Consider the following 24,477-nt stretch of genomic DNA (forward strand, 5'->3'; position numbering starts at 1 on the left):
TTGACGAATTTCTCAAAAGCCCATTATTTTCAAATACTTACGAAAACTTCTCTATCGAGGATACCACATTTCCCTGGCAGGATCGGGCCATTTTCCCAGCAGGAACAAAGCTGCAACCGGTTTCAACTCCGAGTCGCTGTGGTCTGCGCTCATGTCCGGGCGAGTCGAGAGGGCTATTCGCTGCGATGTTTCGACTCGCCATACGCACGGGCAGGAGCCTTCTGCGATGGAGATACGCCTCGCACCGCGACTCAGGCGGGCCTCAACCGCTGGACCGCCGGCAGGCGGAGTGCCAGCAGGAGAAGGATCAGCCCCATGTAGATCAGCGGTTCCAGCTGGAAGCCTTTCACCAGCATCACATAGTGCAGGGCCCCGAACAGAGCGGCCGGGTAGGTCAGCCGGTGAAGGCTGCGCCATTTACCTCTCAAACGCCGGACCGAAGCGTTATTGGAGGTCAGAGCGAGCGGCAGCATCAGAACAAAGGCCGCCATGCCGATGGTGATATATGGGCGCTTAACAATATCGGCAAGAATCTGACCGAGCAGCTGCACATCCAACAGAAGCCAGACCAGCAGGTGACAGCTGACATAGAAGAAACACAAAAGACCGATGGCCCGGCGAAACCGCATCAGGTTCAGCCCGAGCAGCCGACGCAGCGGTGTCACAGCGAGGGTGACGACGAGCAGCTGAAGCGCCAGTTTGCCGTATTCATGCTCAAGCGCCTTGATCGGCTCAGGGCCAAGCGCGCCGGAGAGCCCCTGATAGAACAGCAGACCTGCGGGCAGCACACCCAGCAGATAGATCAGCCAGATGGGCACGACCCGAATTGTATCGTTGATGCGCTGCATTCAGAAGTTCTTTGCCAGATCCATACCCTCGTAGAGCGCGGCCACCTCTTTTTCATAGCCGTTGAACATCAGGGTCGGCTCGCGGCGAGCAAAGAGCCCCCCGCCAATGCGGCGCTCGGTGGCCTGGCTCCAGCGGGGATGGTCCACATTGGGGTTCACATTGCTATAGAAGCCGTACTCGCCCGCATTTGCCATGTTCCAGCTGGTCTGCGGCTCTTGATCGGTGAGAGTCATACGGACAATCGATTTGATCGACTTGAACCCGTATTTCCATGGCACCACCAGTCGCAGCGGGGCCCCGTTCTGATTGGGTAGCGATTTGCCAAAGATGCCAGTGGCCATGATCGTCAACGGGTGCTGCGCCTCATCAAGGCGCAGGCCCTCCCGGTAGGGCCAGTCCAGCACCTTATAGGCTGTGCCGGGCATTTCCGACGGCCGGTAGAGGGTTTCGAAGGCGACGTATTTCGCGCCCTCCTGCACCCCGGCCAGATTGAGCAGATCCGCCAGTTCAAACCCCTGCCAGGGCACCACCATCGACCAGGCCTCGACACAGCGGAAGCGATAGATCCGGTCCTCAAGCGTCATAGCCTCCATGATCTGCTCCATGGAGTAGCTGCCCGGGCGCTCGACCAGGCCATCGATTTCGACGCTCCAGGGCTGGGTGGTCATCTGACCGGCATAGGCAGCCGGATCCCCCTTGCCGGTGCCGAACTCATAGAAGTTGCAATAGCTGGTCACGTCTTCCCAGCTGTTGGGTTCCAGCTCCGCCTCCGTTGCGGCCTGTGCGGTGCCGCCAGCCAACCCCGCCAGACCAAGCCCCGCAGCGCCGCCCAGACCGGCCATGATCTGGCGTCGGTTCAGAAAAGCCGAATAAGGCGTGACGTCGTCGTCACTCAGATCGTTCTTCCAGCGGTGGGCCATGCAGCGTCTCCTTAGTATGGGTATCTGCAGGATCTAAGCCAGCGGGCGGCACAGTCCAAAACATATCCTCTCACGTCTCCGCGATGGCACTGTAACCTGGCATAAGCTCATTCATCGGCCGACTGCGCCCATCTTCCTGCATGATCCTGACATGTCGGCGGCGCAGCTGACGCGGTTCGGTCACGCCGACGGAATGCGCGATGGTTTCAACCTCATGGATGATCTCCTTGGCATAGCGTGCGACGCGGGTGGATTTTTCCTCGACCACCAACCCCTTTTGCAGGCGCTTGTCATGGGTTGTGATACCTGTCGGACAGCTGTTGCGGTTACACTTCAGCGCCTGAATACACCCCAGCGAGAACATGAAGCCCCGCGCCGAGGTCACAAAATCGGCGCCTGCCGCCAGCGCCCAGGCAACATCGCCCGGATTGACCAGCTTGCCAGAGGCGATGAGGCGAATGCGGTCCTTCAGCCCGTATTCATCGCGCAGATTGCACGCCAGCGGCAGTGCCTCCCGGACAGACATCCCAACCAGATCAATCAAAGGCATAGGCGCGGCTCCGGTTCCGCCCTCGCCACCGTCCACGGTGATGAAATCCGGCGCGCTGTCGTCCCTGCGGGCGGCAATATTCAGAAACAGCTCGCGCAGGGCCGTCTCAGCACCGACCACCAGCTTTATCCCCACCGGCTTGCCTGTGACCTCCCGAAGATGCGCGATCATATCCAGCAGCTGATCGTAATTGGCAATCTCCGGATGCCGATTGGGGGAGATGCTGTCCTCGCCTTCCGGGATGCCGCGTATCTCGGCAATCTGCCGGGTGACCTTGGCCGCGGGAAGGATCCCACCCTTGCCGGGTTTTGCCCCCTGCGCCAGCTTCAGCTCAAACATCCGCACCGCATCATGGGCGGCAACCTTGCGCAATTGTTCGTCGCTCAGCCCGCCGTTCTCATCGCGCACGCCGTATTTGGCAGTACCAATCTGGAACACCACATCGCAGCCCCCCTCCAGGTGATAGGGACTCAGACCACCCTCGCCGGTGTTCATCCAGACACCGGCCTCTTTTGCCCCATGGCTGAGGGCACGGACGGCCGGCGCAGAGAGCGCCCCATAACTCATGCCGGAGATATTGAAGAACGAGGGTGCCATATAGGGCTGGCGGGCGGTTGGCCCGATCAGGCGCGGCTCGCAACAGGCCTTGCCCTCATCCAAGGCCGGAAATGCCGCATTCACGAAGATTGGCGTCCCCGGCACGTTCAGATTGCGGGTCGAGCCGAAGGCAACGGTATTCCCCTTTCCTTCTGCGGCACGTCCCACCCATTCGCGCTGCGCGCGGTTGAAGGGCATCTCCTCGCGGTCCATGGCAAAGAAATACTGGCGGAAAAACTCTCCCAAGGTGCTGAACAGGCCGCGAAACCTACCGATCACCGGATAATTGCGGCGCACCGCGTCCTCGGTCTGCACCCGATCAACCACGAACAGCCCCGCAGCCACCAATGCCAGCGCCCCCAAAGCAAAGACAAAGGCATATGCGAGGAATTCTATGGCATTTGCCGCGAAACCCATGCAAAAACTCCTATATGATAATGGAACGCGCTGCCCATCGGCCCGTTCGCCCGAGACCAAATTGGTGTATTCCACCGGGCGGGCAAGTCACCTTTGATCACATTGGGAGAGGACCATGACAAAATCCACCGTAATAACCGCTGCATTTCGCACGGGACGCCGCTTCGCCAGCTTTCTGTCGCTGGGTTACGGGGCATTCATCGCGTTATCCCTCCCGGTCACGGCCGAGCCGACAATAACGGCGGATATGGTCAGCTATCAGACCGATCTCGCCTTCGATGATGTCACCTTTGGGCTGGAAAGCGCGATCACCAATCGTGGGTTTGTAGTCGATCATATCAGCCATGTGGGAGAGATGCTGGAGCGGACGCGCGAGGATGTCGGCTCTGACGTCGTTCTGTTCCAAAAGGCCGAGGTCTATTCTTTCTGCTCCGCCAGCCTGTCGCGCAAGGTGATGGAAGCCAATCCGATGAATATCACCTTCTGCCCCTACAATATCTTCGTCGCACAGCAGCCCGGCAGCGAGATCACGACAATCGGCTTTCGCGCTTTCCCTGATGGCGACATGCAGCTGATCCAGTCGTTGCTGAATGACATCGTCCTGGAGGCAATCGAGGAGTAAGACCCATCGTTTGAGTTTTTCCGCTGCCTCCTGGCGCTGGCTTTGATAGTCTGATCACCACGGAAATTGACAGCGGACAGATCCTGCATGAAGTCCATCCTTGTTTCGCTTCTGCTGCTCGCAGGCACGATGATCGCTGCCTGCGCACCGGGCACGGACACCCAATCGGATGAGGTCGGCCAGCTTCGCCACGCGATTGAAGCACTTGGCCCGCAAGTCGATCCGGAAGAAGCGGCCAGAGCCGCGCTGATTGCCTATCGCCACGCTACCGCGCTTGCGCAGGAGTATCAGGTGACAACCTCACCGATCCTGCACAACACCCTCGTCAATACCGGCGTCAAACAACGCGGCCTTTGTTATCATTACGCCGAGGACATGCAGGCCCGGCTGCAAAGCGAAGGGTTTCAAAGCCTCACGGTTCTGCGGGCCATCGCAGAGCCAAGAAACAGCTTTCGGATTGAACACAGCAGCGCCGTGATCGCCCCGAAGGGAGCGGATATCTACGGCGGCATCGTGCTGGACCCATGGCGCTATGGCGGCAGGTTGTATTGGTCCGCAACGGCCAAGGATCCCCGGTATGACTGGGAACCCCGCCTGACCGTCCTGCGGCGCAGAGGAGCCACGGCCGTGATGGCCAGAAATTGAACGGTGGCGCATAGCAATGAGCAGACCTGTATATAGAGAGGCCCGCCGGATCGGCGGGCCCTCCTTCTTCATGTCAGCTTAGTGCACTACCGCATCATCGGGGCGCGGCCGATCGGTGGAGCCGATGCGATCGCCGATGATCAGACCTTCGACACCGGCACTTACAGGCACCGTGTCGCCATCGCGGATATCTCCGGCCAGAAGCATCTCCGCCAATGGGTTCTGTAAGACCCGCTGGATCACCCGTTTCAACGGGCGGGCGCCGAACACCGGATCATATCCTTCATCCGCCAGCCACGTCTTTGCACCCTCATCCAGCTCAAGCACGATCTTGCGACCCACAAGCCGCTTTTCAAGCCGCGCCAGCTGTAGCGTGACGATGCCATCCATGTCCTTGCGTCCCAGGCGATCGAAAATGATCGTCTCATCCAGACGGTTCAGGAATTCAGGACGGAAATGCGCACGCACCGCGTCCATCACATCCCGCTTGGCATCGGCGGCATCCGCCCCATCCGGTAGCTGGCTGAGCGCCTGCGCACCGAGGTTGGAGGTCAGGATAATCAGAGTCTGTTTGAAATCGACGGTCCGCCCCTGTCCATCGGTCAGCATCCCATCGTCCAGCACCTGCAACAGCACGTTAAAGACATCCGGGTGGGCCTTCTCCACCTCGTCAAACAGAACAACCTGATAGGGTTTGCGCCGGACGGCCTCGGTCAGAACGCCCCCCTCATCATAGCCGACATATCCCGGAGGCGCGCCGATCAGGCGGGCTACCGAATGTTTCTCCATGAACTCGGACATATCCACGCGCACCATGGCGCTGTCATCATCGAACAGAAACTCCGCCACCGCCTTTGTCAACTCGGTCTTGCCGACACCGGTCGGACCAAGGAACAGGAACGACCCCAGCGGGCGGTTCTCGTCATTGAGCCCGGCTCGGGCGCGCCGCACCGCATTGGCCACAGCCGTGACCGCAGTGTCCTGACCAATCACACGACCATGCAGATCCGCCTCCATCCGCAACAGCTTCTCGCGCTCGCCCTCGAGCATCTTGGATGTCGGGATCCCGGTCCAGCGCTCGACCACGCCGGCGATTTGCTCCGGACGAACGGCCTCTTCGACCATCAAACCGTTACGGTCAGAGGTTTCGGCCTCGCTCAGCTGCTTTTCCAGACCTGGGATAACGCCGTAGGACAGCTCCCCTGCGCGGGCGAGATTGCCTTCACGTTTGGCTGCATCCAGATCCGCTCGCGCACGGTCCAGCCGCTCCTTCAGCTCACGGGCCGAAGCCAGCTTGTCCCGCTCGGACTGCCACTGTGCGGTCATCTCTGCGGATTTCTCCTGCAGGTCCGACAGCTCTTTCTGCAGGGTATCCAGCCGATCCTTGGAGGCCGCGTCATCCTCGAGTTTCAACGCCTCCTCCTCGATCTGCATCTGCAGGATCTGACGGTCGAGCGCATCCAGCTCTTCTGGCTTGCTGTCGACCTGCATCCGCAGACGCGCCGCCGCCTCATCAACAAGGTCAATCGCCTTGTCCGGCAGGAACCGGTCGGTGATGTAGCGATGCGACAGGGTGGCCGCCGCGACCAGCGCCGCATCCGCGATACGGACACCGTGGTGCAGCTCGTATTTCTCCTTGATGCCCCGCAGGATCGAAATAGTGTCTTCCACAGTGGGTTCCGTCACCATGACAGGCTGGAACCGCCGGGCCAGCGCCGCGTCTTTCTCAACGTATTTGCGGTACTCATCCAGAGTGGTCGCGCCGATACAGTGGAGTTCGCCCCGCGCCAGCGCCGGTTTGATCAGGTTGGCCGCATCCATCGCGCCATCGGATTTACCCGCGCCAACCAGCGTGTGCATTTCATCGATGAACAGAATGATTTCGCCTGCGGCGTCGGTCACTTCGGTCAGCACCGCCTTGAGCCGTTCCTCAAACTCGCCCCGGTATTTGGCCCCGGCAATCAATGCGCCCATATCAAGCGAGAGCAACTGTTTGTCACGCAGGGATTCCGGCACATCGCCATTGACGATGCGCAGCGCCATACCTTCGGCAATCGCAGTTTTACCAACCCCCGGCTCACCAATCAGCACCGGGTTGTTCTTGGTCCGGCGGCTCAGCACCTGCATAGCGCGGCGAATTTCCTCGTCGCGGCCGATGATCGGGTCAATCTTGCCCTCGCGCACAGCTTCGGTCAGATCTCGGGCATATTTCTTGAGCGCGTCATAGCCATCTTCGGCACTGGCACTGTCTGCCTTGCGCCCCTTGCGGATGTCATTCACCGCCTCATTCAGCGCCTGGGCGGTCACGTGACCAGCCGCCAGCGCTTCCTTGGCTTTGGACTTCACCATGCACAGCGCCATCAGCACCCGCTCGACAGGGACAAAGCTGTCGCCTGCCTTCTCGGCAATCTTGGCCGCTTCATCCAGCACCTTGGCGGTCTGGCCGTCCAGATAGATGTCTGCAGAATTGCCCTGCACCTTCGGCAGCTTCGAAACCGCAAGTTCCAGCGCCTGGACCACCTGGGTCGGGTTACCACCGGCGCGGGTGATCAGATTGCTTGCCAGCCCCTGGTCATCATCCATCAGCGCCTTCAACAGGTGCTCCGGCATCAGCCGCTGGTGATCTTCACGTCGCGCAATCGTCTGGGCCGCCTGCACAAAACCACGCGCCCGTTCAGTGAACTTGTTCAAGTCCATCTTGCTCTCCTTATATAAGCGCCCCCTTTTCTGGTGACGCCCGCTCTGCGGCACGTCCCGGTCGGGGCCTCCTGTCCAATGTGGGAGGTCTTATCCTCTCTTCAAGGCTACTATGCGGCAAATATGTCACCAAATCCCTGACCCAGATCAACCGCTTGCTCATTCAGCCACTCCCTCCATCGGTTTGTCGCACCCTGCCACCGCCCCGCCGGACCCGTTTTTCCCTTTCCCAACCGAGGCGGCGGCACTAAAAGCAGTGCGATCCCAAGACCACCCCTACCGTCACACGGCCTGAACCGCCGCACAAAAGACGAGGAACCTTCATGTCCGCTTCTTCCACCAGCCACTCTTCCCCTGACGCCAAAGCCGACGACCGGCTGATCGTTGCACTGGACGTGCCCAGTGCGCTTGCCGGGCTTCAGCTGGCCGACACGCTTGGTGACGCGGTCTCCTTCTATAAAATCGGATTGGGGATGCTGACCGGTGGTGGTCTGGCGCTTGCGAATGAGCTGAAACAGGAGCGCGGCAAACGAATTTTCCTCGATATGAAACTGTTTGATATCAGCGCCACGGTTGAGGCCGCGGTTCGGGGGCTGGCCCAGTTCGACCTCGACTTTCTCACCGTGCATGGCGATCCCCATGTGGTGCGCGCAGCCAAGGAAGGTGCCGCCGGCACAAGTCTCAAGATCCTTGGTGTCACCATTCTGACCTCGCTGGACCGCTCCGATCTGGATGAAGCCCTGATAAAATCAGGCGACATTCCCGATCTGGTACAAGAGCGCGCGGGGCTAGCTCTCGCGGCCGGGGCCGATGGCGTAATCGCCAGCCCGCAGGAAGCGGCGCTGATCCGCGCCCAGCCAGAAGCCACCGGCAAGTTGATCGTCACCCCCGGCGTCCGCCCTGCCGGTGCGGCGCTTGGGGATCAGAAAAGGGTGGCAACCCCAGCAAGTGCGCTGGAGGCCGGCGCCGATCATATTGTGGTCGGTCGCCCGATCTGGGCAGCAGACGCCCCGCGCAGCGCCGCCGAAGATATTCTGGCCAGTCTGCCACGGTAAACCGGCCCCCGCCTGCGGCGCGTCCCACACGGCATCAGTTACACTTATTCAACACGGGCAACCCGTCGGCACAGATCTGCCCGACGGGTTTTCTGGTCAGATTGACCCGAAGGCGGCGGGCAGACCCACTCGCCACTCAAAGATCTGGCCGAAATAAAACTTTTCATCAGACCCATGCCGGACGGGAATTCTGCCACATTTGCGCCAAGATTACCTAGGGTCAACCTCCGGTATTACAACAGTATTTTGCGTTTCACCGCAGCAGATTGCGCCCTTTTGTCCTGTGCCCGCAAAAGCACACAATCAAAGGCAGAATTACATAATCCTGCCTTACAGCCTTTGCCCGGCGGTCAAAATGACCGACCCTATACGGGAGACACTCCCCTGACGGCCTTGCTCTTCCTGAGGTTCGTCACCTCCCCCGCTACAGCAGCGGGGGTTCTTTCTTTTCAGCCCCGGATATTCAGCCGCTGACAGGCGATCCGCCAAGGGTGATACCGCATATCTTATCCTATGCCACCAGCTTTGGCGGGGCGTGTCAGGTAGCTTTGCAGATATTCCGCAAAATGCGGCACCGCCAGCTCATGCCCGATGTACCACTCAGGACGCACCAGCGCCCAGCTCTGACCTTCATCGCCCAGCCGAATGTCGCGCTCGCGCGCGGCCGGCAGATGCGCGACAAAAAACCAGACGACACCATTGCGACGCTCATAGCTTTGCCGCCACACCAGATCCCCCTCCTGCACGACCAGCCCAACCTCTTCTTCCGTTTCGCGCAGCGCGCAGGTTTCCGGTGTTTCCTCGCCTTCGCGCCCGCCGCCTGGGAAATCCCAATGGCCGGGGTAGGGAATATGCGGATAGGCATCACGCTCGATCACCAGCAGCCTATCGCCAATGAAAAGCGCCAGCTTGGCGCCGTTGAATGTCATTGCTGCTCTCACCATGTCAGATGATCTAAAGACAATTGCTGTGGCAGAGGCTACTCTGAGCGCCCCCGCAGCACCATCAGATTCCCCGACCCTTTCGGCCTCAACGCCTCCGCCCCATGTCAGACCAATTGCACATACCGCCCGATCACACGGCCCCGTCTGAGCTGGAGACGCCCAGCCATGCGCCCCGGCGCCTGCAGGTGCTGTGCCGGGAGTGCTTGTCCTATGGTGTCCTCAAACCAAAAAACGGCCAGACACCAAATCCAAAGCGCTGCCCAAGCTGCCAGAGCCCACGGATCAAGGCGCACCCGGAGCTGTTCTCGCTGTCGATTGCACATATGGACTGCGACGCCTTCTACGCCAGCGTTGAGAAACGCGACAATCCCGAGCTTGCCGACAAACCGGTGGTGATCGGGGGCGGGCGGCGTGGTGTCGTCTCCACGGCCTGCTATGTGGCGCGCATTCGCGGTGTGCGATCGGCCATGCCGATGTTTCAGGCGCTCAAGCTTTGCCCGGACGCCGTGGTGATAAAGCCGCGGATGAATGTCTATGTCGAGGTCAGCCGCCAGATCCGAGCGATGATGGATGAGCTGACGCCTGATGTGGAACCCCTGTCGCTGGATGAGGCCTTTATGGATCTGTCTGGCACCCAGCGGCTGCATGGTGCGCCACCTGCGGTGATGCTGGCACGGCTGGTCAAACGCATGAAGGACGAGCTGGGCGTGACAGGATCAATCGGGCTGTCACACAACAAATTCCTGGCAAAGGTCGCCTCCGACCTCGACAAACCGCGCGGATTCTCGGTGATTGGCAAAGAGGAGACAGCCGATTTCCTGAAAGACAAACCGGTGCGCCTGATATGGGGTATCGGCCCAGCCGCTCAGGCGTCGCTCGACAAAGCCGGCATCCGCAGTTTTTCGGATTTGCTGCGCTGGGACCGCACTGATCTGAACGCGCGGTTCGGCTCAATGGGGGAACGGCTCTGGCATCTCGCGCGCGGTCAGGACCGGCGGCGGGTGTCGGCCAATGCGCCGGTGAAATCCATCTCGAACGAAACCACCTTCTACGAGGACACCGTAAGTCTGGAGGTGCTGGACGGTCACCTGTGGCGGCTGGCCGAAAAAGTCTCTGACCGCGCCAAAGCCCGACAGCTTGCAGGGCGGGTGGTGACGCTGAAGCTGAAGCGCGCCAATCACAGCAGCCTCACCCGGCGGCAATCTCTGCGAGATGCGACCCAGATTGCCGACATGATCTACCGAACGGCGCGGGCGCTTCTGGATCAGGTCGGCGACGAAGGCCCCTATCGGCTACTTGGCTGCGGCATCTCCGAGCTGGTGCCCGAAACGCAGGCCGATATCACCGGCGACCTTCTGGATCCACAGGCCGGGCAGCGCGCAAAGGCGGAGCGGGCCACGGATGCAATTCGCGAACGCTTCGGCAAATCGGCCATCCAGAAGGGTCGCGCCCTGCGCTGAACAGCCGCCTGTGTTTATTCCGCAGCCAGCGGCATCGGTTCACAGTTCAGCTGCGACAGCTCGGCAATCACATCGGACAGCACCTTTTGCAGCGCTGCAAAATCAGAGGTTTTCTCAATCCGCGCCTCATCCATATAGAGTGAGCGGTCAATCTCGACCTGCACCGCGTGCTGCGCCCGTGACGGGCGCCCGTAGGTCTGTGTGATATAAGCCCCGGCAAAAGGCGTGTTTCGCGCGACCCGCAAACCTGCGCCAACAAACGCCGCTTCGACCCGGTCCATGATCTCGGCCGAGGCCGCCGCGCCGAAACGATCGCCAAGCACAACATCCGGCAGCCCAGCCCCCCGCCGTCCTGCGGCCGAAATCGCTTCGTGCGGCATCGAATGACAGTCAATCAGCACGGCCTGGCCAAAGCCGATGCGGGCCTGGTCCAGTAGCTGCTGCAAAGCCGCGTGGTAGGGGCGCCAATAGGTGGCAATCCGGTGACTTGCTTCAGCCCGGCTCAGCTTGCCATGATAGATCGCCCGCCCATGGGCCACCACGCGCGGCACCACCCCCAGGCCAGAGGCCACGCGCGGGTTCTGCCCCCGTTTGATGACGCCTTCGATCAGCGCCGGATCCAGCTCTTCGGTTGATCGATTGAGATCGACATAGGCCCGTGGCGCCCGCGCGGTCAGCAGGGGCATCCCGAATCGCGGCGCGGCGGCAAACAGCTCATCCACGAAGGCGTCTTCTGAACTGCGCAGCTGCAAAGGATCGAGAATCGTCTGCGCCAGAAAAGCCGCGCTGTAATCCGATCCGCTATGCGGCGAGGCAAAAACCACCCCAGACCGCAATTCCTGTGGCATTTCCACCAAATATACTGTGTCAGACATGCAGGCTCCGGCGGCTCAAATACAATAAACAGCATAGACCGGAAATTTCTGCGGTCAAAAGCTCTTGCACCCCTCTCCGACTCATTTTATAGACCCCCTCACCGGCGCGGTCATCCGCGCCCCTTTCAATTTGGGGCCGGCCGAAAGCGTGGGTATTCATGGGCGATTAGCTCAGTGGTAGAGCACTTCGTTGACATCGAAGGGGTCACAAGTTCGAACCTTGTATCGCCCACCATGAATTCATTGCTCTGGTCCTACGATCGGAGCCCCGCAACCCAGGCGCTGGTTCGCGCCGCAGAACAGGAGATAGGCCATGAAGGTCAAGAACTCGCTCCGCTCGCTCAAGAACCGGCACCGTGATTGCCGCGTTGTGCGTCGCAAGGGCCGTGTCTATGTGATCAACAAGACCCAGCGCCGCTTTAAAGCACGCCAGGGCTGATCGCCAGACGCAGCATAGCTGATTTGAGAAAACCGCATCTTCGGATGCGGTTTTTTTGTGTTTTCAGGCCTCTCTTGCCAGTGACCTCAAGAGGGTTGTAACCCCCCATCTCTTTTTCTGATCGTTTTTGTCAGTTTTGCTTTGCATTTTTGGTGAAACTCTTTATCTGAGCAAATCAGTCGGGTTCGACGCCAGTGGCCAAGATCCCCCCGAGTGTTTTGAATAGATGGGAAGTACCATGCTGAAATCGACCACCATTCTTGCAGGCGCTTTGGTCGCCGCCGTCGCAACATCTGCTGCTGCCGAGGGTGAGCTGAACCTCTACTCCTCGCGCCACTACGATACCGACGAACGGCTCTATTCCGACTTCGAAGAGGCCACCGGCATCACGATCAACCGGATCGAAGGCAAGGCTGACGAGTTGATCGCCCGGATGAGCGCCGAGGGCGCGAACTCCCCCGCCGATATCCTGCTGACAGTTGATACATCGCGTCTGGCACGTGCCAAGAACGAAGGCCTCCTTCAGGCCATCGACAGCGACATCCTGGAAGCCCGCGTTCCCGGCTATCTGCAGGATGCGGACAACCAGTGGTTCGGCTTCTCCCAGCGTGCGCGCATCATCTTCTTTGACAAGGCAGATGTCGCCAACCCGCCGAAGACATATCTCGACCTCGCGGATCCCGCCTACAAAGGTCAGATCTGCATCCGCTCTTCGACCAATACCTACAACCAGACTCTGCTGGCCTCCATCGTCACGCATCACGGTGAAGAAGCCGCAACCGACTGGGCAAAAGGCGTCGTTGCCAACATGGCCCGCGCGCCCCAGGGCGGCGACACCGATCAGCTGCGCGGCATCGTCTCCGGCGAGTGCGAAATCGCCGTTGGCAACAGCTACTACTTCGCCCGTTCCATCCGCAAAGACGTGAAAGGTCTGTCCGCCGAACGTGACATGATCGGCTGGGTCTTCCCTGCGCAGGACGCAGAAGGCGCCCACATGAACCTGTCCGGTGGCGGTGTTGCAGTGAACGCACCGAACAAGGAGAACGCGATCAAGTTCCTCGAATACCTCGCCTCCGATCAGGCGCAGCAGTATTTCTCCGCAGGCAATGATGAGTACCCGGCGGTTCCGGGTGTTGCGCTTGCGCCCAGCATTGCGGCACTCGGCCACTTCAAACCCGATGACGTGCAGCTGTCGGACGTAGCGCAGAACATCCCCACCGCACAGAAGATCTTCAACCAGGTGGGTTGGGAGTAACTGCCCCGGTCGCTGCAAGGCCGAGCAGCCACCACAGCCGAATAACGGGAAAGGCGCAGGAGACGCTCCTGCGCCTTTCTTGTTTTCCAACGCGGCAGTCGTCTGTCTATTCTGCCGGTGAAATCTGGTCACTTGATCCATGCTGACCCTTCGGCGCGAGGCGCGACAGGCCATAGGCGACGACATAGAGACCCAACCCGAACGAGAAATGCGACATCAGGCTCTTCAGCCGCGCAATGTCCGGATTCGGTTTGTTCGAAGCCATGATTCCGGCCCCCAAGGCAGGCTGCAAGATGAAGAATGGCGCAACCACCGTCACCAGACCAAAAAGAATCGGCGCAACCGGCCCCGGCTTCAGCAGCTGGCGCTGCCCGCCTAGCGCGACAAACAGCGCCGCAAAAATCACGCCCACAACATAATGCGCAGTCCAGCCGATTGCGGCCTCTTTCGCCACCGGCGGGACCTTGCCGATGCTTTCATGGGTGAAGATCCCATCCGGCATGTACCCCAGCCAGCGCCCCACCACGGCAAAATTACTTTGCGGCACGCCAAATAGCGCATCGGCGACGACGGCCCACAGATCCATGAAGGCGGTTGCCCCCACCCCCAGCAGAACAATGCGGATTATCAAGTCATTGCGGTTCAACACGGCATCCATCCCTCTTGTGTGATTTTGGTTCCCGCAGGGGACATCCACCCTCGGGTCACAGTGATTTTAGGTGCTGAGGACCGCCGGCCGCCAATTGCATTGTCTGAGGTACCCCCCCAGCAAAGCCGATACGAACGCGAAAACCGCCGAATGACCGCTATCCAAGGCCCTTTACCTCACGTCGCGCCGTGGGTGGACGGGCTGGAAAAGACCACCTATAGCTTCGGGTCGAATTCACAGATGCAGAGCGAGAAACTAGCCATGCGTGACCACAATACTCCATCGGGTGAATACCAATGACACGTATTCCGGTCACCATCATCAGCGGCTATCTCGGCGCTGGAAAAACCACGTTGATCAACCGTCTGCTGAGCGATGATCATGGGTTGCGCCTGACCGTTCTGGTCAATGATTTTGGGCGCATCAACATTGATGAAAGCCTGTTGCAGGACGGAACCTCACAGACCATCGCATTGAGCAACGGCTGTGTCTGCTGCACCCTGGGCGAAGATCTGACCGCCGCGCTGCATCGTATTCTGGCCGAGGGCAGCCGCCCGGATCATATCGTGATCGAGGCCAGCGGCCTCTCCGATCCGGTCGCCATTGCCAACACCGTGGTGAACGAGAGCCAGCTGTCCTATGGCGGCATCATCACCGTCGCCGATGGCGAAAACCTCTGCGATCTTCTGAACGACGATCTGCTGCGCGAGCAGACCAGTCAGCAGATCCGTGCCGCGGACCTGGTGCTGATCAGCAAATGCGACGCCCCTTCTGACGCTGTTATGACTCGGCTGGACGAGCTGGGCGCCCGCACGCCGACGATTCTCGAAGACGCCCCGATTGCCGACTTGCTGTTTGACGTGGTCCCGCTGCCGGTTGGCAGGGCAACTGCAAAATCCGCCCACCACGCCTATGCGACCTGGCACCACCGCAGCGCCGAGCCGATGGATCGGTGCCGCCTGGGTGACAAGCTGGCAAACCGGCCAAGCGGGATCTATCGGATGAAGGGATTTATCCTCACCAATGGCGGCGGCTATGAGCTGCATGTGGTTGGTCGGCAGGTCTCGGCCAAGCGCTGCGATGCCGAGGAAACCGTTCTGGTTGCCCTTGGCCCGGCGGCCCGGATTTCCCGTGAGGAAATCGAGGCTTGGTGGCAGAGCTAAAGGCCGGCGCCACGCCGCCAGCATTGATAGCCTAGCTGCGTCGGCCCACTTGCCTGCAAATCAGAATCACCGGCAACAGCCCGACCAGCATGATGACCAGCGATGGCACTGCCGCGCCCTCCAGCCGCTCATCCGAGGCCAGCCGGTAGGCCTGCACTGCCAGTGTGTCATAGTTGAAAGGACGCATAATCAGCGTCGCTGGCAGCTCTTTCATCACATCGACAAAGACAATCAGCAAAGCCGTCATCAGGCTGGGCGTCAGGATAGGCAGGTGAACCCGGCGCAACATACCCAGCGGGCTTTGCCCCAGCGAGCGGGCAGCCGCATCCATATTGGCATGAACGGTGGCCTGCCCTCCCTCATAGGCACCCAATGCCGCCGCCAGAAAGCGCACCATATAGGCCGCCACCAGCAGCCAGATCGACCCGGTAATCAGCAGTCCGGTCCTGATCTCGAAATTCGCCCGCATCCAGGCATCCAACGCGTTATCAAAGGCTGCAAACGGCACCATCAGCCCAACCGCGATCACCCCGCCCGGCACCGCATAGCCGAGCCTTGAGACGTAACCGGCAAGAGCAGACGGCCGACCCGGACGCAGCCGTTGGTAGAAGCCGAGGCAGACCGCCGCCATCACGGTAAGGACAGCCGCCGTCGTCGCCAGCGTCACTGAATTCTGCAGGAAGCCCAGATACCGTTTGCTCAGCAGGTTCTGCTCCGACTCAAGCCCCATCTGCGCCAGGATCACCACTGGCAGCAGGAACCCGAGAAGGACAGGCAGGACGCACAGCCCAAAGGCCAGAGCCGCCTTCGCCCCATGCAGCTCCACCGGCGGCATCTTGGCCTGATGCTTGCCCGCATGATGATAGCGCGCACGACCTCGCGTTGCGCGCTCCGCTACCGCCAGCGTCAGCGCAAATCCCAGAAGACAGAGCGCCAGCTGCGCCGCACCCGCCCGGTCGGCCAGCGAAAACCAGCTGGTATAAATCCCTGTCGCAAAGGTCTGCACGCCAAAATAGCTCACCGTGCCGAAATCAGCGATGGTTTCCATCACCGCCAGCAGAACACCGGACGCAATCGCGGGGCGCGCCATGGGCAGGCTGACCCGCCAGAAGGCCTGTAGCGAGGTATTGCCAAGTGCGCGCGCCGCCAGAAACGCACCCGCGCTTTGTTGCAGAAAAGCCGCCCGAGCCAGCAGGTAGACATAGGGGTAAAGCACCAGCACCAACATCACCGCCGCCCCTCCCACAGAGCGGATCTCCGGGAACCAATAGTCGCGTGGTCCCCAGCCTGTCATCTGCCGCAAGGTGGTCTGCACGATGCCAGGATGATCCAGAACAAAGGTATAGGCATAGGCCAGCACATAGGCCGGGAAGGCCAATGGCAGGATCAGAACCACCTCCATCACGCGCACGCCCGGAAACCGGGTCATAGTGACCAGCCAGGCCGCTCCTACCCCAACCAGCCCGGTTCCCAGCGCCACCAGAAAGACCAGAACCAAAGTGGTACCGGCATAACCCGGCAAGACAGTTTCCATAAGATGCCGGATCGTATCGGTGCCACCGGTCAGAGCGGCCAGCGCAACCGCCAGCATTGGCAACAGACAGGACAGAGCCACAACCCAGCCCACCGTCGCAAACAGCGCCCCCCCCGGTTTCTTCCGCCGCCCACGTGTCCGGTTAGGCGCATCCGCGGACGGGACGGCGCCGGCCGTTGCTGCGCCATCGAAAATCGGCGCCCTGGCGGAGCGCTTGGCCTCTGTGGAGGTGGGGGAGATGGGTGTGATCTTTGGCATAGATACGGGACTACCTCAGTGCAGCCCTCTATTTCGATCATTTTCGTCGGAAATACCAGCGACAAAGCCAAAGCGCAGCCATTCGCCGCGCCTCTCTCTATCGCTGTTGCTGTCACAAAAACTGGCGCAACCGGTGGGAGGAGCCCGGTTGCGCCAGCAGATACCCTGATCGGGTGGTGTCCCCACAGGAAAGGGGATCAGTCGTAGCTGCGCTGGTCCTCGATCACCAAACCGTCCTTGGGCAGGGCGCCGGGCGCGACCACTTCCACGCGCCCTTTCAGCTTCAGCACCTCCACGACCGAGCGCGAGAAGGCGGTTTCGTCCCCATCCTGTGCCTCGATCTGAACGGTCATCGCATCCATCTCGCCATCTCGGCTGGCGATAACGCGTGCCTTGACGATCTCGGCATGTTTGTCGACCAGCGCGGCGACCTGTTCCGGGCGTACAAACATGCCCTTGATCTTCGTGGTCTGGTCCGCACGGCCCATCCAGCCCTTGATCCGCATATTGGTGCGTCCACAGGGAGATTCGCCGGGCAGAACCGCACTCAGATCGCCAGTCGCAAACCGAATGAGCGGATAGTCGGGATTGAGCGTGGTGACGACAACCTCGCCGACGTCTCCGGCGGCCACAGGGGTGCCGGTGCCGGGGGTGACGATTTCGACGATAACCTGCTCATCGACGATCATCCCCTCCATCGCCGCGCTTTCATAGGCGATATTGCCCAGATCCGCCGTCGCATATGACTGCAGACAGGAAATCCCGCGATCGGCATATTCCTGACGCAGGGAGGGGAACAGCGCACCACCGCCCACTGCCGCTTTGGTAAAGCCCAGCTTGACGCCCATGGCATCGGCCTTATCGAGGATCACCTTCAGATAGTCCGGCGTCCCGGCATAGGCCGTCGCCCCGACGTCACGCGCCGCAGTGACCTGCAATTCCGTCTGACCGGTGCCCGCAGGCAATACAGCTGCACCCACCGCACGCGCGCCGTTCTCAAAGATCATCCCGGCAGGTGTCAGATGGTAGCCGAAACAATTCTGCACCACATCGCCAACACCGATCCCGGCCGCATGCAGGAACCGTCCCATGCGCCACCAGTCATGATCCACACCACCCGGTTCGTAAATCGGGCCGGGCGACTGGAAGATATGGGCAAACCCGCTGGCCGGTTTCACGGTGAACCCGCCAAAGGGCGGATGCGCGGCCTGCGCCTTGCTCAGGTCCGATTTGCGCAGCACCGGCAGGGCCGCCAGATCCTCCGGGCTGGTGATTGTCGCCGCATTTACAGAACGCAGGCTTTCGCCATAACCCGGCGCGGCCATAGCACGGGCAATCTGTTGCGGCAGCTGTTCCGCCAAATCAGCGGCACGGGCGTCTGCACTGCGGGTCTCAAGGCTGTCAAAATATGTCATGTCAGCACCCCACCTCAGCTCAACCACCGCTTCCGGCGGCGGTATGACCGCACATCCCGGAAACTCTTGCGTCCTTCGTCGGACATCCCGAGGTAGAATTCCTTCACATCCGGGTTCTCGCGCAGCTCAGCCGCCGGGCCATCCATGACCACACGGCCAGACTCCAGGATGTAACCATAGTGCGAATACCGCAGCGCCACATTGGTGTTCTGCTCAGCCAGAAGGAAGGTCACCCCTTCGTTTTCATTGATCGACTTTACGATTTCAAAGATCTGCTCCACCAGCTGAGGTGCCAGCCCCATGGACGGCTCGTCCAGCAGGATCGTCTCAGGGCGGCTCATCAGGGCGCGCCCCATGGCCACCATCTGCTGCTCCCCGCCGGAGGTATAGCCGGCCTGACTGCGGCGGCGTTCCTTCAGGCGCGGGAAATAGCTGTAGACCATTTCAAGATCGCGCTGGATGTTCGCATTGCCATCGCTGCGCGTATAGGCGCCGGTCAGCAGGTTTTCCTCAACGGTCAGATGCTCAAAACAGTGACGGCCCTCCATCACCTGAATGACGCCTTTCTTGACCAGTTCGGCAGGATCGCGGTCCTGAATCCGCTCGCCGCGGTAGCTGATCGACCCTTTGGTGACCTCGCCCCGCTCCGAATGCAGCAGGTTTGACACCGCCTTGAGTGTTGTCGTCTTGCCCGCGCCATTGCCACCCAATAGCGCGGTGATCCCGCCCTTGGGCACCTTCAGGCTGACGCCCTTCAAAACGAGGATCACGTGGTTGTAGATCACTTCGATGTTGTTGACCTCAAGCAGGGTCTCTGCCTGAACATCGGTGGTTTTGGCTGTATCCAGCATCTGTTGTTGTCCTCACGCGGTCCTGACCCGGTCGCCCTGTTCCGGGTCTGTCTGTGGGTGCGGCCCTTGCGCGCCGCACCGGATGATATGCGCGCCAGCAGCGACGCGGTTCGCCAGGTCCGCCCCCGACCGAAAACCGGGGGCAGACCAAACTGCGTTACTTGCAGCCCACCTCAATGTTGTTTTCCTTGGCATAAGCCATGGAATCTTCCTCGATGAGAGGCTGGATCACGTCGCGATCGCTCGGGGCAAAGTCACTGATCAGGTTCCAGGTTTTGCTCGAGGCATCCCACTGGGTCATACCAACCAGGCCGGGGCCACCGTGGTTCTCGCAGGAGACGTTAAAGGACGGGCCGAAATACGGCATACCCAGCGCCGACATCCGTGCCTCGGGCATCTCCAGAGCTTCCATGCCGTCACGCATCATCGCCGGAGTGATGTCATTGGTGCCGTGGATCTCCTGTGCGGTCTTGGCCGCTTCAACGGCCAACATCGCCGCATACATGCCGCGGTTATAGAGCACGTTACCGATCTGATCGCCGGCACCAGCCGCAAGCCCCTTGTCAACGACATGCGTCTGGATGTCATCGAACACCGGGAAGTCACGACCAACACCGTGGAAAGTCACGGCCTTGTATCCATTGGCCTTGTCGCCCGCAGCCATCACGTCATGCTCGGCGCCGGACCACCAGACACCGATGAAATTCTCCATCGGATAGCGAATGTTGGCGGCCTCCTGAATGGCAACCTGGTTCATGACACCCCAGCCCCACATGATCACGAAATCCGGGCGATCACGGCGAATTTGCAGCCACTGGGACTTCTGTTCCTGACCGGGGTGATCCACCGGCAGGGTCGACAGGGTGAAGCCGTGCTTCTTGGACAGCTCCTCCAGCGTGCGGATCGGCTCTTTGCCGTAGGCGGAGTTATGGAACAGCAGCGAGATTTTCTTGCCGTTCAGATCACCGCCGTTTTCCTCAAGCAGATAGTTGATGATCCCTGACGCACCATCCCAGTAGTTGGCAGGATAGTTGAAGACATTGCTGAACACTTCGCCATTGGCTGCCGATGTCCGGCCATAGCCCATGGTGTGCAGCGGGATGCCGTCCGCCGTCACTTTCGGGATCAGCTGATAGGTGATGCCGGTGGACAGCGGCTGATAGACCAGCGCGCCTTCGCCTTTGGTCGCCTCATAGCATTCCACACCTTTTTCCGTGTTATAGCCGGTCTCGCATTCGATGACCTTGGCCTTCACACCATTGATGCCGCCGTCACGCTCGTTGACCAGGGTGAAGTAATCCGCATAGCCGTCGGCAAAGGGGATGCCACCGGCGGCATAAGGGCCGGTGCGATAGCTCAGCGACGGGAACACCAGGTCTGCCATCGCAGGGCCAGCAGCCATCATGGCGCCCAGCGCCAGAGTCGTCAGTTTCATTTTCATCGGGTCTCATCCTCCCTTGAATTGTCCGATGTGGGTCACAGCGGGGGTTGATCTTGTTATTGCCCCGCGGTCTTGCTTGGCCGGCCCCGCTTAGTGCGGGAACGGCCAGAGTCTCAGTTTTTCCTTGGCGACGCGCCACAGCTGCGCGATGCCATGCGGCTCCGCGATCAGGAAGATCACGATCAACGCACCAACAATCACCAGCTGAATATGGGCGACGATATCGGTGGGCCAGCCCAGCACATCAACGCCGACAACCTTCAGAACCACCGGCAGCAGCACCAGGAACGCCGCCCCGGCAAAGGAGCCGAAAATCGACCCCAGACCGCCGATGATCACCATGAACAACACCAGGAACGACTTGTTGATGCCAAAGGCCTCGCCGACTTCAACCGCACCAAGATAGACGGAAAAGAACAGCGCGCCGGAGACACCGATAAAGAAGCCCGACACACCAAAGGCCGACAGCTTGGCCTTCAGCGGGTTCACCCCGATGATCTCGGCGGCGATGTCCATGTCACGGATCGCCATCCAGCTGCGCCCAATCGTGCCACGGGTCAGGTTGCGGGCCACCAGTGCGCAAAACGCCAGGAAAATCAGGCTGAACATATAGGTGGCCCAGGCCGGAGCATTGGGGCCGGTGATGAGGATGCCGAACACATCCCGCTCAGGCGCGCTGATCTGGCCGGAGGCCGAGTAGTTGTAGAACCAAGGCACCCGGTTGAAGAGCCACACCAGAAAGAACTGCGCCGCCAGTGTCGCCACCGCCAGATAGAACCCCTTGATGCGCAGCGACGGCAGGCCAAAGGCGATGCAGACCAGCGAAGTGATCCCGCCCGCCAGCAGCACATGAATGAACATGCTCACCTCTGGAAAGGCGGTCATCAGCTTGTAGCAGGCATAGGCCCCCACCGCCATGAAACCACCGGTGCCCAGCGACACCTGACCACAATATCCCACCAGGATATTGAGGCCAATCGCCGCGATCGAATAGATCAGAAACGGCAGCAGAATGGCGTTGGCCCAATAGTCATTTATCACAAAAGGAACCACCAGAAACGCCAGTGCCAGCACCACATAATAACGGATCCGGTCGAATTTGATCGGGAAGGTCTGGCTGTCATCTTGGTAGGAGGTTTTGAAATCTCCGGCTTCACGATAGAACATGACTCAGATGCTCCCTTCTTGCTGCGCGCGGTTTCTAAGACCCGCGTCGAGTTGATTTGTCTTGCTGGCGTAACCGCTTAACTCGGCAGCACGGGCCAGTCGCAGATAGGCAAGAACCCCGGTAATCAGCCCCGCCGCCGCCAACAGCGATGCTGTGACCATCTGTGCTTCGGAAAACCCTTCGGCGGTCAGCGCCAGATATCCAAAGGCCCAGAACCCGGCCCAGGCAATGACATTGATGATGGCGATCAGCTTCGTCATCGGCCGCCTCCGGCGTTAACCATTTCTTCGGATTTCTGGCTTTCGCCACATTTCGTCCAAATCTTTCTGCCACCTTCATCGTGGGAAAAGTGAGTGGGAACGATGAGTGCAATCTTGCAGGAAATCCGGCAGCTAGAGGCTGCGCGGGACAGGGGAGAGATATCTCCCGAGGAGTTCACAAAGGCCAAGACCCGGCTGTTGAACACGGTCGAGGAGGCAACGGTGCTGCCGCAGGCCAGCCGCCAACCAGTGGCCCGGACCGCAGCGCGACCTTCAGGCGATGTTGCGCCGGGTGCCTGGGGCATGCTGCTGCTTGCGCTCTGCGCGGCGGCGGCCATGACGGTGCTTGTCGGACAGCTGATCGGCGATCTGACGATAGCCTTCACGCTGGTTGTCACCGTGTTTGCAGCCATCGTCATCGCGGCCTTCCGGCGTCTGGAAGGCTGACGGAGCCACGGCGACGCGGTCCCGAAAGATCGGGGCCGCACACCATGCCAAGGCGCATCAGACCCGTTCAATGATCTTCTCCCCGAACAGACCTTGCGGGCGGAACACCAGGAACAGCAGCGCCAGAACATAGGCAAACCAGTTTTCCGTCGCGCCCCCGACCATCGGGCCGACCATGAATTCGAACAGTTTTTCGCCTACGCCAATGATCAGCCCGCCAACAATTGCGCCGGGGATCGAGGTGAAACCGCCCAGCATCAATACCGGCAGGGCCTTCAGAGCGATGAGCGACAGCGAGAACTGCACGCCGGACTTCGTGCCCCACATGATCCCGGCGACCAGCGCGACAAACCCCGCGACAGACCAAACCAGTACCCAGATAAAGTTCAGCGATATGCCAACCGACAGCGCCGCCTGATGGTCGTCGGCCACCGCCCGCATGGCGCGCCCCTGTTTGGTATATTGCGCAAAGGCCACCAGCCCCGCCACCAGCAGTGCCGCGATGATGGTCGCAACAATGTCGAGATTGTCGACGAAGAAACCATAATCAAAGATCTGATAGGTGGTCTCGTCGATCCACAGGTTGATGCCCTGCGGCAGACCGACGTCCAGCGTCTTGATCTCCGAGCCCCACATCAGATCCGCCACCCCTTCGAGGAAATAGGCAAGTCCAATGGTGGCCATAAAGAGGATGATCGGTTCCTGGCCAACCAGATGGCGCATCACGAATTGCTGGACCATCCAGGCCAGGAGAACCATCACCCCAACCGTCATGACGATCGCCACAAAGGACGGCACGGTCCAGCCAAAATGGGTGACATGCCCGCCAAAGATCGCGTTGATCACATGGGAGAACGGAACCTGCCCGTCCATGATCCCAACCAGCGTCATCGCGGCAAACAATGCCATCACGCCCTGGGCGTAGTTGAAGATCCCCGAGGCCTTGTAGATCAGGACAAACCCCAGCGCGACCAGCGCATAGAGCACTCCAGCCATCAGGCCATTCAGCGTGACCTCCATCGCAAAGACGAGTTGTTCAGGCATCCCGCTCTCCTCCTGCAAGTTTCCTCAAAGAAACTTGCCAAAAATTTTCGAAAATTTTTCCACCCAATCGCTCATCAGTCATGGCTGACCCCCAGATAGGCGTCGATCACATCCTGATTGTTGCGCACTTCCTCGGGCGTGCCGTCGCCGATCTTCTTGCCGTAATCCATCACGACAACCCGGTCGGACAGATCCATAACCACGCCCATGTCGTGTTCGATCAGCGCGATGGTGGTGCCAAACTCGTCGTTCACATCCAGGATAAAGCGGGACATGTCCTCTTTTTCCTCGACGTTCATCCCCGCCATAGGTTCATCCAGCAGCAGCAGCTTTGGCTCCGCCGCCAGCGCCCGCGCCAGCTCAACCCGCTTTTTCAGACCATAAGGCAGCCGTGCCACAGGCGTTTTGCGGATGTGCTGGATCTCAAGAAAGTCGATGATCCGCTCAACCGCCGCCCGGTTTTCGGTCTCCTCGGCCTCCGCCTTGCCACGCCAGATCGCCTGCTGAAGCAGATTGGTCTTCATGAAGTTGAGCCGCCCGGTCATCACGTTGTCCAGCACGCTCATCCCGTCAAACAGCGCGATATTCTGGAATGTCCGGGCGATGCCCTGACGTGCCACCTCGTAGGGGCGCATCTGCGGGCGGGGTTTGCCGCGAAACAGAACTTCACCCTCCTGTGGGACGTAAAAGCCCGAGATCACGTTCAGCATCGAGGATTTGCCCGCACCGTTGGGGCCGATGATGGCCCGGATCTCGCCTTCACGAATATCAAACGAGATATCCTTGATCGCCACCACGCCGCCAAAGCGCAGGGTGATGTTCTTCATCTCCATCACCACGCCGCCGATCTTGCGCCCGTCCTCGGTGATATAGCCGTCTTCCATATCCTTCACGACACCACGCCTTTCGCCTTGTTGGTTGA

General features: G+C 60.2%; 23 protein-coding genes and 1 tRNA gene. 9 read left to right on the forward strand and 15 right to left on the reverse strand.

Annotated features, from left to right (window positions below):
- Positions 1 to 251: 251 nt before the first annotated feature.
- The 3 genes from msrQ to WLQ66_RS13455 form a co-directional block, all read right to left on the reverse strand.
- On the reverse strand, positions 252 to 848 hold the full coding sequence (gene msrQ / locus WLQ66_RS13445; protein WP_340546851.1) for a protein-methionine-sulfoxide reductase heme-binding subunit MsrQ: 597 nt from the start codon (positions 846 to 848) through the stop codon (positions 252 to 254).
- Positions 849 to 1,769, reverse strand: coding sequence for a protein-methionine-sulfoxide reductase catalytic subunit MsrP (gene msrP, locus WLQ66_RS13450; RefSeq protein ID WP_340546852.1), 921 nt, complete (start codon positions 1,767 to 1,769; stop codon positions 849 to 851).
- Positions 1,770 to 1,839: 70 nt separating this feature from the next.
- Positions 1,840 to 3,333: an FMN-binding glutamate synthase family protein gene (locus tag WLQ66_RS13455; protein WP_340546853.1), complete on the reverse strand. Its 1,494-nt coding sequence runs from the start codon at positions 3,331 to 3,333 to the stop codon at positions 1,840 to 1,842.
- A 115-nt stretch (positions 3,334 to 3,448) separates the two neighbouring features.
- On the opposite strand from WLQ66_RS13455, the gene WLQ66_RS13460 reads away from it, so the two are divergent.
- Positions 3,449 to 3,955: a DUF302 domain-containing protein gene (locus WLQ66_RS13460; RefSeq protein ID WP_374015414.1), complete on the forward strand. Its 507-nt coding sequence runs from the start codon at positions 3,449 to 3,451 to the stop codon at positions 3,953 to 3,955.
- Positions 3,956 to 4,042: 87 nt separating this feature from the next.
- Positions 4,043 to 4,600, forward strand: coding sequence for a hypothetical protein (locus WLQ66_RS13465; RefSeq protein WP_340546854.1), 558 nt, complete (start codon positions 4,043 to 4,045; stop codon positions 4,598 to 4,600).
- 78 nt (positions 4,601 to 4,678) lie between these two features.
- On the opposite strand, the gene clpB is transcribed toward WLQ66_RS13465, so the two are convergent.
- The gene (gene clpB, locus WLQ66_RS13470; RefSeq protein WP_340546855.1) at positions 4,679 to 7,297 is read right to left on the reverse strand and encodes an ATP-dependent chaperone ClpB; all 2,619 of its coding nucleotides are present in this window, start codon (positions 7,295 to 7,297) and stop codon (positions 4,679 to 4,681) included.
- Positions 7,298 to 7,620: 323 nt separating this feature from the next.
- Between clpB and pyrF the strand changes: the two genes are divergently transcribed.
- Positions 7,621 to 8,352 (forward strand): orotidine-5'-phosphate decarboxylase, encoded by a 732-nt coding sequence (gene pyrF / locus WLQ66_RS13475; protein ID WP_340546856.1) that lies wholly within the window; start codon positions 7,621 to 7,623, stop codon positions 8,350 to 8,352.
- 506 nt (positions 8,353 to 8,858) lie between these two features.
- Here the strand turns inward: pyrF and WLQ66_RS13480 are convergent.
- On the reverse strand, positions 8,859 to 9,281 hold the full coding sequence (locus WLQ66_RS13480; RefSeq protein ID WP_340546857.1) for an NUDIX hydrolase: 423 nt from the start codon (positions 9,279 to 9,281) through the stop codon (positions 8,859 to 8,861).
- 194 nt (positions 9,282 to 9,475) lie between these two features.
- Between WLQ66_RS13480 and WLQ66_RS13485 the strand changes: the two genes are divergently transcribed.
- Positions 9,476 to 10,756, forward strand: a complete 1,281-nt coding sequence (locus WLQ66_RS13485) for a DNA polymerase IV (RefSeq protein WP_374015599.1) — start codon at positions 9,476 to 9,478, stop codon at positions 10,754 to 10,756.
- A gap of 14 nt (positions 10,757 to 10,770) precedes the next feature.
- On the opposite strand, the gene WLQ66_RS13490 is transcribed toward WLQ66_RS13485, so the two are convergent.
- The gene (locus WLQ66_RS13490; protein ID WP_340546859.1) at positions 10,771 to 11,631 is read right to left on the reverse strand and encodes an N-formylglutamate amidohydrolase; all 861 of its coding nucleotides are present in this window, start codon (positions 11,629 to 11,631) and stop codon (positions 10,771 to 10,773) included.
- A gap of 160 nt (positions 11,632 to 11,791) precedes the next feature.
- Here WLQ66_RS13490 and WLQ66_RS13495 point away from each other — a divergent pair.
- The 3 genes from WLQ66_RS13495 to WLQ66_RS13505 all read left to right on the forward strand — a co-directional run bounded on the left by WLQ66_RS13495 (position 11,792) and on the right by WLQ66_RS13505 (position 13,325).
- Positions 11,792 to 11,866: transfer RNA gene (locus tag WLQ66_RS13495), tRNA-Val, on the forward strand.
- 78 nt (positions 11,867 to 11,944) lie between these two features.
- The gene (gene ykgO, locus WLQ66_RS13500) at positions 11,945 to 12,070 is read left to right on the forward strand and encodes a type B 50S ribosomal protein L36 (protein WP_008562923.1); all 126 of its coding nucleotides are present in this window, start codon (positions 11,945 to 11,947) and stop codon (positions 12,068 to 12,070) included.
- 238 nt (positions 12,071 to 12,308) lie between these two features.
- On the forward strand, positions 12,309 to 13,325 hold the full coding sequence (locus tag WLQ66_RS13505) for a Fe(3+) ABC transporter substrate-binding protein (protein WP_340546860.1): 1,017 nt from the start codon (positions 12,309 to 12,311) through the stop codon (positions 13,323 to 13,325).
- A gap of 106 nt (positions 13,326 to 13,431) precedes the next feature.
- Here the strand turns inward: WLQ66_RS13505 and WLQ66_RS13510 are convergent, their stop codons facing one another.
- Entirely contained in the window at positions 13,432 to 13,974 is a 543-nt protein-coding gene (locus WLQ66_RS13510) for a DUF2938 domain-containing protein (RefSeq protein WP_340546861.1), read from the reverse strand.
- Between the two features lie 296 nt (positions 13,975 to 14,270).
- Here WLQ66_RS13510 and WLQ66_RS13515 point away from each other — a divergent pair, with 296 nt between their 5' ends.
- Positions 14,271 to 15,137 carry a CobW family GTP-binding protein gene (locus tag WLQ66_RS13515; protein WP_340546862.1) on the forward strand — a complete coding sequence of 289 codons (867 nt, stop codon included), beginning with the start codon at positions 14,271 to 14,273 and terminating at the stop codon, positions 15,135 to 15,137.
- Positions 15,138 to 15,168: 31 nt separating this feature from the next.
- Here WLQ66_RS13515 and WLQ66_RS13520 read toward each other — a convergent pair whose 3' ends face one another.
- The 6 genes from WLQ66_RS13520 to WLQ66_RS13545 form a co-directional block, all read right to left on the reverse strand.
- Positions 15,169 to 16,929 (reverse strand): ABC transporter permease, encoded by a 1,761-nt coding sequence (locus WLQ66_RS13520; protein WP_340546863.1) that lies wholly within the window; start codon positions 16,927 to 16,929, stop codon positions 15,169 to 15,171.
- A 197-nt stretch (positions 16,930 to 17,126) separates the two neighbouring features.
- A complete protein-coding gene (locus tag WLQ66_RS13525) occupies positions 17,127 to 18,344 on the reverse strand; it encodes a phenylacetate--CoA ligase family protein (protein ID WP_340546864.1) in 1,218 nt (405 codons plus the stop codon).
- Between the two features lie 14 nt (positions 18,345 to 18,358).
- The gene (locus WLQ66_RS13530) at positions 18,359 to 19,195 is read right to left on the reverse strand and encodes an ABC transporter ATP-binding protein (RefSeq protein WP_024098644.1); all 837 of its coding nucleotides are present in this window, start codon (positions 19,193 to 19,195) and stop codon (positions 18,359 to 18,361) included.
- A gap of 157 nt (positions 19,196 to 19,352) precedes the next feature.
- Positions 19,353 to 20,636 carry an ABC transporter substrate-binding protein gene (locus WLQ66_RS13535; protein ID WP_340546865.1) on the reverse strand — a complete coding sequence of 428 codons (1,284 nt, stop codon included), beginning with the start codon at positions 20,634 to 20,636 and terminating at the stop codon, positions 19,353 to 19,355.
- A gap of 90 nt (positions 20,637 to 20,726) precedes the next feature.
- Positions 20,727 to 21,803 carry a branched-chain amino acid ABC transporter permease gene (locus WLQ66_RS13540; protein WP_340546866.1) on the reverse strand — a complete coding sequence of 359 codons (1,077 nt, stop codon included), beginning with the start codon at positions 21,801 to 21,803 and terminating at the stop codon, positions 20,727 to 20,729.
- Positions 21,804 to 21,806: 3 nt separating this feature from the next.
- Positions 21,807 to 22,064: a hypothetical protein gene (locus tag WLQ66_RS13545; protein ID WP_340546867.1), complete on the reverse strand. Its 258-nt coding sequence runs from the start codon at positions 22,062 to 22,064 to the stop codon at positions 21,807 to 21,809.
- Between the two features lie 102 nt (positions 22,065 to 22,166).
- Between WLQ66_RS13545 and WLQ66_RS13550 the strand changes: the two genes are divergently transcribed.
- Entirely contained in the window at positions 22,167 to 22,511 is a 345-nt protein-coding gene (locus WLQ66_RS13550) for an SHOCT domain-containing protein (RefSeq protein WP_340546868.1), read from the forward strand.
- A gap of 57 nt (positions 22,512 to 22,568) precedes the next feature.
- Here WLQ66_RS13550 and WLQ66_RS13555 read toward each other — a convergent pair whose 3' ends face one another.
- Positions 22,569 to 23,555 carry a branched-chain amino acid ABC transporter permease gene (locus WLQ66_RS13555; RefSeq protein ID WP_340546869.1) on the reverse strand — a complete coding sequence of 329 codons (987 nt, stop codon included), beginning with the start codon at positions 23,553 to 23,555 and terminating at the stop codon, positions 22,569 to 22,571.
- Positions 23,556 to 23,629: 74 nt separating this feature from the next.
- Positions 23,630 to 24,439 carry an ABC transporter ATP-binding protein gene (locus tag WLQ66_RS13560; RefSeq protein ID WP_340547244.1) on the reverse strand — a complete coding sequence of 270 codons (810 nt, stop codon included), beginning with the start codon at positions 24,437 to 24,439 and terminating at the stop codon, positions 23,630 to 23,632.
- Positions 24,440 to 24,477: the final 38 nt, after the last annotated feature.

The organism is Phaeobacter sp. A36a-5a, from assembly GCF_037911135.1.
Classification (GTDB): domain Bacteria; phylum Pseudomonadota; class Alphaproteobacteria; order Rhodobacterales; family Rhodobacteraceae; genus Phaeobacter; species Phaeobacter bryozoorum.